General features: G+C 66.5%; 11 protein-coding genes. 3 read left to right on the top strand and 8 right to left on the bottom strand.

Translation table 11 applies throughout. The features are described 5' to 3' along the window. Nucleotides 1–24 precede the first annotated feature (24 nt). The 6 genes from AC5Y5Z_RS05265 to AC5Y5Z_RS05240 form a co-directional block, all read right to left on the bottom strand. Nucleotides 25–1,419 carry a mechanosensitive ion channel domain-containing protein gene (locus tag AC5Y5Z_RS05265; protein WP_499923762.1) on the bottom strand — a complete coding sequence of 465 codons (1,395 nt, stop codon included), beginning with the start codon at nucleotides 1,417–1,419 and terminating at the stop codon, nucleotides 25–27. After that, a complete protein-coding gene (locus AC5Y5Z_RS05260) occupies nucleotides 1,406–3,589 on the bottom strand; it encodes an adenylate/guanylate cyclase domain-containing protein (RefSeq protein ID WP_499923760.1) in 2,184 nt (727 codons plus the stop codon). The genes AC5Y5Z_RS05265 and AC5Y5Z_RS05260 overlap by 14 nt, the downstream gene beginning before the upstream one ends. A gap of 30 nt (nucleotides 3,590–3,619) precedes the next feature. Further along, complete coding sequence (locus tag AC5Y5Z_RS05255) at nucleotides 3,620–4,987, bottom strand: hypothetical protein (RefSeq protein WP_499923759.1); 1,368 nt, start codon at nucleotides 4,985–4,987, stop codon at nucleotides 3,620–3,622. Further along, nucleotides 4,984–5,349 carry a hypothetical protein gene (locus AC5Y5Z_RS05250; RefSeq protein WP_463825186.1) on the bottom strand — a complete coding sequence of 122 codons (366 nt, stop codon included), beginning with the start codon at nucleotides 5,347–5,349 and terminating at the stop codon, nucleotides 4,984–4,986. Before AC5Y5Z_RS05250 ends, AC5Y5Z_RS05255 begins: the two co-directional genes overlap by 4 nt. A gap of 4 nt (nucleotides 5,350–5,353) precedes the next feature. Next, nucleotides 5,354–7,183 carry a hypothetical protein gene (locus tag AC5Y5Z_RS05245; RefSeq protein WP_499923754.1) on the bottom strand — a complete coding sequence of 610 codons (1,830 nt, stop codon included), beginning with the start codon at nucleotides 7,181–7,183 and terminating at the stop codon, nucleotides 5,354–5,356. A gap of 65 nt (nucleotides 7,184–7,248) precedes the next feature. Beyond that, nucleotides 7,249–7,392, bottom strand: coding sequence for a hypothetical protein (locus AC5Y5Z_RS05240; protein WP_463825188.1), 144 nt, complete (start codon nucleotides 7,390–7,392; stop codon nucleotides 7,249–7,251). Between the two features lie 177 nt (nucleotides 7,393–7,569). On the opposite strand from AC5Y5Z_RS05240, the gene bioB reads away from it, so the two are divergent. The 3 genes from bioB (at nucleotide 7,570) to AC5Y5Z_RS05225 (ending at nucleotide 9,842) form a co-directional block, all read left to right on the top strand. Next, nucleotides 7,570–8,619, top strand: a complete 1,050-nt coding sequence (bioB, locus tag AC5Y5Z_RS05235; RefSeq protein WP_499919095.1) for a biotin synthase BioB — start codon at nucleotides 7,570–7,572, stop codon at nucleotides 8,617–8,619. Then, a complete protein-coding gene (gene bsaP / locus AC5Y5Z_RS05230) occupies nucleotides 8,619–8,846 on the top strand; it encodes a biotin synthase auxiliary protein BsaP (protein WP_463825190.1) in 228 nt (75 codons plus the stop codon). Before bioB ends, bsaP begins: the two co-directional genes overlap by 1 nt. 282 nt (nucleotides 8,847–9,128) lie before the next feature. After that, nucleotides 9,129–9,842 carry a DUF2567 domain-containing protein gene (locus AC5Y5Z_RS05225; protein ID WP_499924017.1) on the top strand — a complete coding sequence of 238 codons (714 nt, stop codon included), beginning with the start codon at nucleotides 9,129–9,131 and terminating at the stop codon, nucleotides 9,840–9,842. Between the two features lie 3 nt (nucleotides 9,843–9,845). On the opposite strand, the gene AC5Y5Z_RS05220 is transcribed toward AC5Y5Z_RS05225, so the two are convergent. After that, nucleotides 9,846–11,186, bottom strand: a complete 1,341-nt coding sequence (locus AC5Y5Z_RS05220; protein ID WP_463825191.1) for a lipase family protein — start codon at nucleotides 11,184–11,186, stop codon at nucleotides 9,846–9,848. A gap of 203 nt (nucleotides 11,187–11,389) precedes the next feature. Then, nucleotides 11,390–12,106: an NUDIX hydrolase gene (locus AC5Y5Z_RS05215; RefSeq protein ID WP_463825192.1), complete on the bottom strand. Its 717-nt coding sequence runs from the start codon at nucleotides 12,104–12,106 to the stop codon at nucleotides 11,390–11,392. Nucleotides 12,107–12,119 lie beyond the last annotated feature (13 nt).

Genomic DNA, 12,119 nt, shown 5'->3' with positions numbered 1-12,119 from the left:
CATGATCGTGACAGCGATCGCGCGTTACGCCTGCGCGCACGCCTGTTCCACTCTGGCGCGCCGATTCTCGATGGCGCGGCCCAGCTCCTGCTGCAGCACCGGCCTGCCCATCACGAATTGAGCGAGATGCTCGCGATCTAGTTGCAGCGCGGTCACTTCGCCGATCGCCCGTGCGTCGGCCAGATTGGGCTGACGGGTCAGCGCGGTCGCACCGAGGAACGAACCTTCGTCCATGGTGCCGATCACCACGGGCAATCCGTCGTCGGCGACCGCGGTCAACCGCACGCTGCCCTCGATAAGGAACGTCATGCTCGACGGCACCCGATCAGCGTGTTCGACGATCTCGTCGGCCGCGTACCGCACGATCCTGCCGTACGTGCCCAACGCCTGCCGGTCGTTCTGGGTCAGGCGCAACGCAGGTGCCACCACCGTGCGCAACGCCCAGTCGACCCTTTCCGGCGTCGAATAGTCGTCGTCCTGTTCGTCGAGGCGCAACCCCTCGCGGCGGGCGGCGTACCACAACCAGCGCAGAAAGGTGGCTTGCGCTGCGGAGTCGTCGGCCGGTGAGCGCAATCCGATGGTGACGCGGTACTGGCCGGTGCCGATGGGCAGGGCGGTGCTGTCGAAGTCGGTCCGGCGCTGCGGCAGCGCATCGGCGGTCCGGGTCAGCAGCGCGCACACCCGTTCCGGCGGGTCGGCCGCCGCGAACGCGGCGGTGATGACCAGCATGTGAGCACCGGCCGGCCGGCTCAAATTGGTGAACGACGTCGTGGCCAGCACCGAGTTCGGAGTGATCTGCAGTCCCTGGCCGGTCTGGATGTGCACGGAACGCCAGTTTGCCTCGATGATGCGCCCGCGCGCGGCCGGGGTGTCCAGCCAGTCACCGATGCGGAACGGCTGTTCGAACAACATGAACAGACCTGACACGATCTGGCCGACGGAATTCTGCAGCATCAGGCCGATGACCACCGACGTCACGCCCAGCGCGGTGAAGATACCGCCGACGCGCACTCCCCAGACGTAGGAAAGGATGACCGCCAGCCCCACGCCGATCAGCAGGAATCGGGTCACGTCCAGGAAGATGTCTGGCACCCGCCTGCGCCACGACCCCTGCGGGGCCCCCTCGAACACGGTCGCGCTGAGCCCGGAGAGCAGCAGCACCAGCAGTACGAAGCCGAAGACCGTGGCCAGCAGTCGAACCGAGGGGACGTCGGCGGGCAGCTTCGCGACCTGGACCAGCAGCACCAACAGTGCCCCCAGCGGCACCAGGTAGCTGCGCAGCAGCAACACCGGCCGGGCCAGTGGGCTGGCGCCGCGGACCAGGCTGTGGTGCCACTCGGTCAGTGCGATCAGCAGCAGCGGAAGACCGACCACCAGTGCGGTGGCCCACCAGAGGAATGACGTGTCAGTGCTGGTCATCAGAGTCCTCCGACAATTTCCAGATCTGCACGTCCCGGCCGCCGACGCTGACCACGCCGGCTTCGGTGAACTGCCGGATGTCGCGCATCGCCTCGTACACCTGAGAGGTCACGTAGATCCCCGACCGTGTGGTGCTGCCACGCACGCTGTGGGCCAGATTGACCGCCGCGCCCCACATGTCGTAGACGATGCTGGACCGCCCGACCAGCCCGCTGATGACGTGACCGGTGTTGATGCCGGCGCGCAGCGACACGTGGTAACCGGTCTTGCTGTTGAACCGCTCGATGATGGCCTGCATCTCCACCGCGAACTCGACGGTGCGGTGCACGCTGTCCAGTCGCGGGAAATTCAGTCCGCAACTGGCCAGGTAACCGTTGTGCAGTGTTCGAATCGGTTCCACGCCAAGCGCTTCCGCTGCTGCATCGAGCTCCTGGATGAGGTCGTCGACGATGCCGACCAATTCGTTTCCGGACAGGTGGTTGGAAACTTCGTCCAGTCCGACGAAGTCGGCGAAGATGACAGTGACGTCCTGATGTTCCTGCGCGATGGTCTGTTCGCCCTCGCGGTATCGCTGGGCAACCGGCTCGGGCATCAGCGACCCCAGCAACCGGTCGTTCTCCTTGCGCTGCTCGGAGAGCAGCTCTTCCTTGATCTGCAGGTTGTGGCTCATGTCGTTGAAAGCCTCGGTCAGTTCGCCGATCTCGTCGCGTGATGTCACCGGTATGGCGACGTCGTAGTTGCCTGCGCTGATCTGATGGGCTCCGGCCTGCAACCGCCGGATGGGTCTCACGAAGATCTGGGCTACCAGCAGTGCCCCCACGCATATCACGAAAACCATTGCCGCAGTAGCGATTACGATTGTCTTGGTGAGCGAGAGGAACCGGGCGTTAGCTTCGGAGGTCTCTCGCGACGCGAGTATCGTCCAGTGCAGGTCGGAATTCGGCAGCGAGAGCGGGGCGTACGCGACCAGTTCGCGCCGGCCCAGATAATCTCTGTCAATCATGGTGCCGGTGTCGCCGCGCTGCGCGGCACGCACCGCGTCGGTCGCCACCGGCTGAACCAGTGTCGTTCCGCGCCAACGCATCGCCTCTTCGATGGTGTCGGGCCGCGTGCCTGCCGCTATCGCCTCGGTCTGGTACTGCTGCGGGTCTTCCAGGAACAACCGCGAGTCCGAGCGCATCAGGCTGTCCGGGCCGGCGAGGTAGGTTTCACCGGTCTTGCCCATTCCGGCGGCCAGCCAGTTGCGGTCGGCGGTCATGATGCGGTTCACCTTGGCGATCGGGAGCGGCAGCGCCAGCACCCCCGCGGCCTTACCGGGCGTTCCGATCGGCGCCACCAGCCATGCGACGGGTTGGCCGAGTTGCGCCGCATAGGGTTGAAAGTCGGTGATCCACACGAAATTCGATGAGTTCGCACCCATCGCCCGCTCGAAGGCGCCGCGCAGATTGGACTGACGGTACGGGCCGGTGGCGATGTTGCTGCCGAGCGAGGGATTCTTGCGCACGCTATAGACGACATTGCCGCGCGCGTCGAGCAACAATGCATCCCGGTACTCGAAGCGGGTTGCGATTTCGCGGAAGTACTCGTTGAAGCGGGCGTTGGCCGCCGACCAGGCGCTGCCGTCGCCGGCGTCGTCGAGCGCTGAGGCATTCGGCGCCACCGTGTAATGGGCCTGCAGGTACCGCTGTGCGTTGCTGGCGGGCAGCAGGGCATCGAGGTCCAGTTTGGTGCCGGTCGCGCTTTCGACCGGCTTGATCACCCGATCGTTGTAGTAGGTGACCAGTGCCTGCTGCTGTGCGGGATCCACGGGTGCGTTCGCGAGTTGGTCGAAACCCGCGGTGAACGCCTGAACCGCCTCCAGTGCCGTCGTCCCGCGGCTGTAGATCACCAGCGAATTGGCCAGATCGGAGAACAGCGTCTCCACGGCTCGCTTCTGCGACTCGCGCAACTGTGTCATCCGGTCCGAGGCCGACGGTAACAGCGCGTTGCGCGCGGCGATGTATCCGACCACCCCGATCACGCCCAACGACATCAAGCTGGCGACCAGCAACATCGCCATCACCTTGGATTGCAGACTGAACCACGACGCGACGTGCGGGCGCCGCCATCGTCGGCCGGTCGGGGGCGGGTCGCCCGCAGCAATCTCTTCGGTCGAACTCGGCGAGGTCAATGAGGTTCCTTTCCCTTGCCGCTCACCCTCTCAACCACCAAACAGCAAATACAAGCCCATGAAGGTGTAACCAACCATGACCAGCATCATGGTGAGCTGACCGGTGAGCTGGTGGTCTTTGGGGAGCAGACGTAACGCTTTGTCGTGCGCTGCGATGACCGCCACGATGTGACCCGTGACCACGCACGCCACCTTGATCGTCGACAGCACCGCCGGATGCATCGACAACACGTAAGCGACGTGCTGGTCGGCCAGCCCGAACGGATTCCAGCCGCGTCCCAGCGGATCGGCGAGCGCGATGACGGCCTGCTGTCCACGCTCCACCAGGTAAGTGAGGTAGTGCGCAAAGATATAGCCCACCACGATCGGGATCAACGAGTGCGCCAGCTGCCCGGGCAACTCGCGGCGCTGCCCGGCGTCCACCCCGCCGGTCGCGCGTGCCGCCAGCGAAAAGGTAAGCGCAACAATCGAAATGAAGATGATCAACCCGGCTGTCCGCAGCGCGGAGGAGGTCAGCGTCTCCGGCACGCCGTGCATACCGCGGGCGATGCCGTCCGCGAAATTCCGCCAGGCCGGCGCCGCCGAGAAACTGTCGAAGGCGGTGGAGCCGAGCAACACCGACAGCACCATCACCACTCCCGGGCGCACCGGCAGTGACGGCAGGTGGTCGAACGGGTTGCCGATCACGATCTTGCCGGTTTCGGTGTTGCGCCAGAACGGGCACAGTCGCGACACCGCCATGCTGTACACGCCGAACGGGTCGGCCCGGGCCAGGAAGCGCTGCCCGCACAGCCACGCCCCGACGAACAGCACCACCGCATAGATCAGCAACCATGTCTTCACCGCGGTCAACGAAGCTGGATCCGGGCTCGCCAGTTCCATCCAGACGAATGCGAACAATCCGATCGCGGCCGGACGGTACCCCCAGCTCTCCGGATAAGCCAGTCGGGTTCGACGCAGGCGCTCCGGCAGGCAGCGTCGCACCAGCAGATACACCGTGCGCACCGGGGAGACAACTCGCCAGACCGGGCCGAAGGACAGCGACAGCGCGACCAACCCGACCCACAGCAACACATAGAACGCCCCGAGCAGGCCGTTGGCCTGCGTCTGCGGACCCCACAGCCCGGCGGCCAGCACCCAGCAGGCGAACAGCAACGCCAGACCGGCAGCCACCCACCGGGTGATGCGGGCATCGACCACGGCGGTCACCGCATCCGGTAACGGACGACCCGGTTTGGCCGGATCGAACCGCGGCCGCTTCCAGGCCAGCGCGACCAGGGCGAAGGTGAACGTCAGCGCCCAGGCCGCGCCGATGAGGGCGAACGTGTACGGAACCGGGAGATCGTTGGACCCGCCGAGGCCGTGCGCGAGCACCGACGCCGAGCGGCTGTCGGTCACGGTTGGACTTGGATGGTCGCGATCGTCTTGTGCAGGTGGTGTGACTCCACGTCGACGCTGCCGGGCACGTCAACGCTGAACTGGAACGTCTGGTTCGGCGCGGCCGCGACCTGAAACCTGTGGTCGGGGACCGAGTGGACGTGCAGCTCGTCGGTGGCGTCACTGGTGACGTGCAGGGTGATCTGCTGCTTGACCTTGGCCTGCAGGGTGGCGTTGGTCGGGGAGATCTGTCCGTTGGCGATGGTCACGTTGAGTTCCAGCGCCGCCGGGGCGGAATTGCTCGTCGAATTGCCACCGCAGGCGATCAGCGCCGACATGAGCAACCCCGCCCACGCCGCGGCGAGGGCACGCTTGACTGTCATCGAGCTATGCCGCTTCAGGAAGGGGGTGCTTTTCCTCTTCCGGCTGCCGGGGCTTGGTGGTCTCCCTGTTGATCCGGCCGGCGCCCCACGTCAGCGCCGTGATCACCATCAGGGTGAAGATCAGCACCAGGATCGAGCCTCCGGTGAACAGCCATTCGGGCGCGTTCGGGTCGCGTTCGCGCTGCAGGATGGTGTTCTCCAGGACGAACGGCCGGGTGATGACCGGCTGGGCGGGCACCTCCGGTGCAGGAATCGCCTCGTCGGCCGGTTCATAAATCGGCACCGCGGTCATGGTGTAGCCGTCATGCACGCGCAACAGCGTCTTCCACGAACCCCATACCGGGATGGGTTTGGTGGTGCGGTAGTGCCCGGGACCCACCTTCTCGAGCCGGTTGATGACCAGACCGCGGTCGTTGACCATTTTTCCCTGCCACGATGTGGTCGACAGCCAATAGGGCTCGTCCTGGATCAGGTCCGGCGGGTTGATCAGCACGTCCGCCGAAACCATCCGTTTGCCGGGTTCGCCGGGCAGGTCGGTGAGCGTGATGGTCGCGGTGTTCTGGCTCGGGATGACGATGTGCAACCCGTTGGCCACCGCCGCTCCGATGACCAGAACCGTGGCAGCGACGAATCCGATGCCGATGGCACGGCCGGGCAGTTTCTGCCCGGTCAGCACCATTCCGGTCATCGCTCCGCAGACGCCCATCAGCACCGCGACCGGCACTGCCATCGCCAGGGCCTCGCCCCACATGCTGACCGGCCACGGGTAGTGATAGACGGCGCCGATCCAGAGCGACTCCAGCCACAGGCCCACGGTGCCCACCAGCAGGCCGGTGACCGCGCCGAACACGATGGGACGCTTCAACAGCGGGGTGAGCGCCAGGATCTCGACCACCAGCGCGGGGCCGAGGTACAGCGGGAACCAGTTCAGTGGTGCGCCCAGGACGGGACCGACCGTGAAGGCCACCGCGCCGCGCAGCGCGATCGCGAACAGCGCTGCGATGATCGCCGCGCCCTTCCCCAGCGTCATGCGCGCCACGATCAGCGCGAGCGCCGCGACGCCAGCGATCATCATCGGTTGGAATACCAGGCGGAACTGCGGGACGCCGAAGTCGAACTCGATCTGATACACCGACAGGCCGATCAGCAGTCCACCGCAGGACAGGTAACGCAGGAACCGGACGAACGGCTTCTCCGGCGGCGCGTCGGGCAGCGCCCGCCCGCCTTCGTACTCGAGCATGAGCACGGAGAACAGGGACAGGCCCGCCCCACCGATCATCATCAGGTGGGTGGGACCCCACAGAGTGACGTCCTGGCCGAAGATGCGGTGCCAGATGTCGTCAAGCGGAAAACCGAACAAGGCGTACATGCCACAACCGGCCATCAAGATGCCGCCTACGGGGGCGTGCCAGTGTTCGGTGATCCGCACCGGGGCGGGACCGGGCTTGTCGAACGGGAGCGCGATCGCGGTCATGCCGGCCAGGAAGATGCCGAACAACCCGATAATGATGAAGTAGTGCGCCGGGTTTGCCAGCGGACCGGGGTCGCGACCTTCACCGATGTGCCAGCTGACGTCCCAGATGAAGCCGAACAGCGCGCAGATGATGGACGTGGTGTATACCAACACCGGCAGTGCCACCCAGGCCGGACGCTTGAACTTGACGCCGAGCCAGTTGGCGAACTTGTCCAGCCAACTGATCCGGTGGGTGCGATGAGCCCAACCAATACCCAGCATGATCAGCGTGATCACCAGTGCGGCAACTGACAGGCCGATGACCTGATTCAGTTCCGCACCGCGTGCTGCCGGCGCCTCCGCCACAACTGCCATTTCCATCGCGATCGCCTCCCGTTTTGCGCCGCTGATTAGGACGAATCTTTAATGCCCCATTGCAACACTGGTCAATCCTGCTTTTCGCTCGAGCTTCGCCGGTTCCGCATTGCGATATACAACACCACGCCTACGACAATCAACGCAGGAGTCAGTGCCGGAATCGCCAGCCAGACCCCGTGGTCAGCCAGGTAGATGACGTTTTCGTCGGTCATAGTGGTTCTCTACCCTGCCGGATGGACTTGTATCCCGGCAACTGCGTCAGTGCGGCACTGCGAGCCCGCTCCGGGTCCGCCGGGGCCGGGACCGTTAACCTAGCCTGAACATCTTTCGATTCGGGCCGCCGCGGCCGGAACGCGCGCGGGCCCGATCAAGAAGCAGGGGAGTACCTGGTGACCCAAGCGCCAATTCGACCGTCTACCGAGGCCGGCCTGGATCGCGACGCCGACGCGGACATCCTGGCCGTCGCCCGCCGGCAGGTGCTGGAGGGCGGTGCGGGGCTCAGCAAGGACCAGGTGCTGCAGGTGCTGCAGTTGCCCGATGACCGGCTCGAGGAGCTGCTGGCACTGGCTCACGAGGTGCGGATGCGCTGGTGTGGTCCCGAGGTCGAGGTGGAGGGCATCATCAGCCTCAAGACCGGCGGCTGCCCGGAGGACTGCCACTTCTGTTCCCAGTCGGGTTTGTTCAAGTCGCCGGTGCGCAGTGCTTGGCTGGACATCCCCAGCCTGGTGGAGGCCGCCAAGCAGACCGCGAAGTCCGGGGCCACCGAGTTCTGCATCGTGGCCGCGGTGCGCGGACCCGACGAGCGGTTGCTCGCCCAGGTCGCAGCCGGCATCGAGGCGATTCGTAACGAGGTGGAGATTCAGATCGCCTGCTCGCTGGGCATGTTGACGGCCGAGCAGGTGGATCGGTTGGCGGCGATGGGGGTGCACCGTTACAACCACAACCTCGAGACCGCACGGTCGTTCTTCACCAATGTCGTCACCACCCACACCTGGGAAGAGCGCTGGCAGACGCTGTCGATGGTGCGCGACGCCGGCATGGAGGTGTGCTGCGGCGGGATCTTGGGCATGGGCGAGACGCTGGAACAACGCGCCGAGTTCGCCGCCGACCTGGCCGAGTTGAACCCCGACGAGGTGCCGCTGAACTTCCTCAATCCGCGGCCCGGCACGCCGTTCGGTGACCTGGAAGTGTTGCCGGCCAGCGAAGCGCTCAAGGCGGTCGGTGCGTTCCGGCTGGCGTTGCCGCGCACGATGCTCCGGTTCGCCGGCGGCCGCGAGATCACTCTGGGCGACCTCGGCGCCAAGCAGGGCATCCTGGGCGGGATCAACGCGGTGATCGTCGGCAACTACCTGACCACGCTCGGTCGGCCCGCTGAAGCCGACCTCGAGTTGCTCAACGACCTGCAGATGCCGCTCAAGGCGCTCAACGCAAGTCTGTAATGGGCCGCGATCTGCCGGACCCGGTGGGGGCGGGCGTTTACAACGTCTATACCGGTGTGCAAGCCGGCACCGCGGTGCCCACCGCAGCCGAACTGGGCCTGGAACCGCCCCGGTTCTGCGCCGCGTGCGGGCGGCGGATGATCGTGCAGGTTCGGCCCGACGGTTGGTGGGCCAAGTGTTCGCGGCACGGACTGGTGGATTCTGCCGACCTGGACGTGCAGCGCTGACAGCTCACATGGCTCTGGCTGTGCCGGCGCAGCCGTGGGCCGGCGTCACCGACGCACTGAGGCCCGCAATCGGTGGCGTCGTCGACGGTGCCGCCCCCGGGCGCGAGAGGCGCTCGCCTCGCGCGACCGGCCCCGAAATGCCGGCAAATGGGGCTGATGAGCGCACATATGAGGGCGCTGGGGACCGGCAAAGGCCCGGAGCCGACGACGCCGCGCCCCCAGGCTGATACCGCGACAACGATATGCTCGCGGGGCGTCTGCGATCGGAGGTGAGTGCAGGTGATGGACGGAGTGGCGGTGACGCCGCAGCAGCCGTCGGGTGCGGATCCCGGCCGGGTCGCGCCGCGGACCACGCGCCGGCGCGCGCTGCTGACCGTGGTGACTGTCCTGACGGCGGCCGGCGTGCTCGTCGGCGCGCTGTGGGCGTGGATTGCTCCCGCTGTCCACGCCGTGGTGGCCGTCACCCGCAAGGGCGAGCGGGTGCACGAATACCTGGGCGGCCTGGACGGTGAGCCGCGGAACTTCTTCATCGCGCCGATGCTCTTGGTGAGTTTGCTGGGGGTCGTCGCGGTAGTGGCCGCGGTGGCGGCGTGGCAGTGGCGCGACCATCGCGGTCCGCAGATGGTCGCCGCGCTGTGCCTCGGACTGGTCGGCGCGGCCGCGGTCGCTGCCGGGGTCGGGGCGCTGCTGGTCCACGTGCGTTACGGTGCGTTGGATTTCGACAGTGTTCCGTTGTCGAAGGCCGACCACTCGCTGACCTACGTGACGCAGGCGCCCCCGGTGTTCTTCGGCCACTCGGCTGCGCACATCGTGGTCACCCTGCTCTCACCGACCGCGACGGTGGCCCTGGTCTATGCGGTGCTGGCGGCCGGGACGATCCGTGACGACCTGGGCGGCTACCCGCCGCAGCACCGGGTGCACTGGGTTGCGCCGATGCCCCCGGCGGGACCCCCGCCCGCTCCGAAGCCGATGACCCCGCAGGGCCCGCTGACGTAAGAACTAGAGCGGCCGGCGGTGGATCTTGCGGCCGGTGATCACTTTGGCCGCGATCACACCGAGCCGCGCCATGCCGGCATAGGTCATCGGGTTGAACATCGTGGGCCACGTCGTACGCACCAGGTGGTCGGTCAGCGGCCGGTCGGCGAACCGGTCGATCAACCAGCGCAGTGCCATGGGCGCCGACAGCGGGTGTAGGAACATGTGCTCGTTGAACGCATCCCGGTGGTAGGTGACGCTGGCGCCACCGGCGATGTAGGTCTCGGCGAGCTCGTCGATGTCGTCGACGGCGATCAGATAGTCGTGGACGGCCTGCACGATCAGCACCGGCGGGGTGGGGATGGCCGCCCCGAGCTTGATGTTGTCGAAGACGTGCACCACCGCCGGTCTGGACAGTGTCTGTTCCAGCGGTTCGTCGAGGTAGTCGCCCATGTTCTTGTGCGCCATCTTGACGACGGCTTCCACCGTGGTCATCGTCTCCAGCCGGTCGAGCAGGGCACGTCCCTCTTCGCTGGTGTGCTCCTTGATCACCGCGTCCAGACCGGGGTAGGTGTGCGTGAGCGCGGCGACCACCAGGGAGGGCAGACCGGCGAACAGGCCACCGTTGAGCCTGCGGAACGTATTGCCCAGGTTGCCGACGGGGGAGCCCAGGACCGCCCCGACGATGTTCAACTCGGGGGCGTATTCACCGCACATCTCGGCTGCCCACGCGCTGGCCAGCCCGCCGCCGGAGTAACCCCACAGGCCGATCGGCGCCGACGGCGACAAACCGAGCCGCTCGGTGTTCAGCGCCGCGCGCAGCCCGTCCAGGATGCGGTAACCGGGTTCGAACGGCACGCCCCAGGCGCCGCGCAAACCTTCGTGGTCGGGCACCGAAACCGCCCAGCCTTCTGCCACAGCCGCGGTGATCAGCAGCAGCTCGAGTTGACTGATGGATCCGAGCGCCTTCGCCCGCCGCCGCAGCGCATACGACGGAAAGCAGCGCGACGCCACCGCGTCGATGGCGCATTGGTAGGACAGCACCGGCGTCGTCTTGCCGGGCGCCACCTCCGCCGGGACGAGCACCGTGGTCACCGTCGCCTCGGGGTTGCCGTTCAGATCGGTGGTGCGGAAGAGCAACTGGACAGCCGTCATGGACTGCGGGATCAGGCCCATGAAGGCCAGTTCGACGTCGCGCGAACGCAGCACGGTCCCGGGTTCGGCGTGCTGGAAGCCGGGGGGCGGCTGATAGAACGGGTCGTCGGACGGCAGCAGCGGGCGGGTCTTGCGCTGCAACTCCTCGTGCGGAGCGCGGCCGATCCACTCCGCACCCGTTGCGCCTGCCACATTGGCCAGCTCCACCATCAAGGCTCCCTTCGAGGCCGATCGGCTTCGGTGTACGCGTGCCACCGGCCCCGATACCGCGGGACGGGCGCGCCGTCAGCCTGTCGAAGCGCAGCGTTGATGCTCACTCTGCGCCAGTAGCTTCTTAAACAACTCTTAAAGACAGTACAGGCCGGTTACGCCGATCCGAAGTCAGCACGCCGTGGTGCCCGTCACAAGGCCGCTCAGCCGGGCGGCCGCAGCGCGGCGAACTCGTCGGTGACCCGCAGCCGGGAGTCGGTGAATCGGTACAGCGCCGCTGGGCGGCCGCCGCTGCGTCCGGACTGGGCGATGGTGCCGGTCTGGGTGATGACCTTACGGCGGGCCAGCACCCGCTGCAGGTTGGTCGCATCGACCTGGTGGCCCAGGGCGGCACCGTAGATATCGCGCAAGGTGGACAACGCGAATTCCTTCGGCGCCAGGGCAAATCCGATGTTCGTGTACGACATCTTGGCCACTAGTCGGGTGCGGGCGTGCGCCACCATCGGGCCGTGGTCGAACGCCATCTCCGGTAACGAGTTGACCGGGTGCCAGCGGGTGTCGGGCGGCAGTTCCGGCGTGGCAGGGGAGGGCACCAGACCCAGGAAGGTGGAGGCGATCATCCGGGTGCCCGGCACGCGCTCGGGGTCGGAGAACACGGCCAGTTGTTCCAGGTGCGAGATTTCGCGCAGATCCACTTTCTCGGCGAGTTGGCGACGAACCGAGGTGGTCATGTCCTCGTCGTTGCGCAACCGGCCGCCGGGCAGTGACCACGCACCCTGTTGCGGTTCCTGTGCGCGCTGCCACAGCAGGACGTTCAACTGCGGTTTTTGTGCCTGTAACCCCTTTGCAGTGCTGCCGGCACCCAGTGAAACCTGGAACACGACGGCAAGCACTTCGTGTGCGGTGCTACCATGAGGCATGTTTTCGATTATA

The sequence above is a fragment of the Mycobacterium sp. NGS29 genome, from assembly GCF_059812965.1.
Note: the sequence above shows the minus strand (reverse complement) of the source record. Positions and strands in the feature narration are given on the sequence as shown.

What these genes read in the sequence shown, in the direction of transcription:
- AC5Y5Z_RS05265 (WP_499923762.1), bottom strand. Translation starts at nt 1,419, where the DNA reads ATGACCAGCACTGACACGTCATTCCTCTGGTGGGCCACCGCACTGGTG.
- AC5Y5Z_RS05250 (WP_463825186.1), bottom strand. Translation starts at nt 5,349, where the DNA reads ATGACAGTCAAGCGTGCCCTCGCCGCGGCGTGGGCGGGGTTGCTCATG.
- AC5Y5Z_RS05245 (WP_499923754.1), bottom strand. Translation starts at nt 7,183, where the DNA reads ATGGAAATGGCAGTTGTGGCGGAGGCGCCGGCAGCACGCGGTGCGGAA.
- AC5Y5Z_RS05240 (WP_463825188.1), bottom strand. Translation starts at nt 7,392, where the DNA reads ATGACCGACGAAAACGTCATCTACCTGGCTGACCACGGGGTCTGGCTG.
- bsaP (WP_463825190.1), top strand. Translation starts at nt 8,619, where the DNA reads ATGGGCCGCGATCTGCCGGACCCGGTGGGGGCGGGCGTTTACAACGTC.
- AC5Y5Z_RS05225 (WP_499924017.1), top strand. Translation starts at nt 9,129, where the DNA reads ATGGACGGAGTGGCGGTGACGCCGCAGCAGCCGTCGGGTGCGGATCCC.
- AC5Y5Z_RS05220 (WP_463825191.1), bottom strand. Translation starts at nt 11,186, where the DNA reads ATGGTGGAGCTGGCCAATGTGGCAGGCGCAACGGGTGCGGAGTGGATC.
- AC5Y5Z_RS05215 (WP_463825192.1), bottom strand. Translation starts at nt 12,106, where the DNA reads ATGCCTCATGGTAGCACCGCACACGAAGTGCTTGCCGTCGTGTTCCAG.